The organism is Spiroplasma endosymbiont of Lariophagus distinguendus, from assembly GCF_023846195.1.
Classification (GTDB): Bacteria; Bacillota_I; Bacilli_A; order Mycoplasmatales; family VBWQ01; genus Spiroplasma_E.
Map to the genome: position 1 here is coordinate 1 of NZ_JALMUW010000158.1, position 716 is coordinate 716.

Here is a 716-nt window from a genome sequence, read left to right on the forward strand (position 1 = left end):
CCAACTTTATTTATTACAGAGTTATTATTAGTTATTATATAAATATTTTTATTATTTATTATTATTTTTTTGATTATTCCATCTATTGATGAATTATTTATTTTCTTAAAGTCTTTTTGTTTTACTGAATACTTATAAATATTATTATTATCTGCAATATAGATAGTTCCATTTTCATCTGTTACTAAAATAGCATTAACAGGTAGTCCTCAATGTTCACTTATTATTATAAATTCTGTTTGTTCTGCTGAACATTTATAAATACTATTATTTGCAATTATATAAATCTGTCCGTCTTTACCAGTTGTTAAAAGAGAAATTTGTAGTGTTTCTTTATTTGTATCTATATTTAATTGTTTAAATTCGTCGTCATTTTCTAAACACTTATAAATACTATTCGCAAAAGGAACATGAAGAGTATTATTAGCAGTGATATAAATATTTCCATATTTATCAATACTTATGTGACTCAGAAAATTAATATTAGTTGGTAATGTCATTTTTTTAAATTCTCATTCTCCCGCTAAACATTTATAAATATTATTATTAGCTATTATAAAAACATTTCCGTCTCTCTCATTAATTTTTAAAAATCTAATATTTTCTAATTCTTTAGGTATTATCATTTGTTGAAAATATGTTTGAGTTGCAAGACATTTATAAATATTATTATTAGTTGCGACATAAGTATTTTTATCTTTATCAGTTTTTATAAA

1 protein-coding gene is annotated in these 716 nt (G+C 21.2%); it reads right to left on the reverse strand.

Features of this window, described 5'->3' with window-relative positions:
• Positions 1-716, reverse strand: a 716-nt coding sequence (locus M0D11_RS06280) for a ligand-binding sensor domain-containing protein (RefSeq protein ID WP_252321104.1), incomplete at both ends; no start/stop codon positions are given.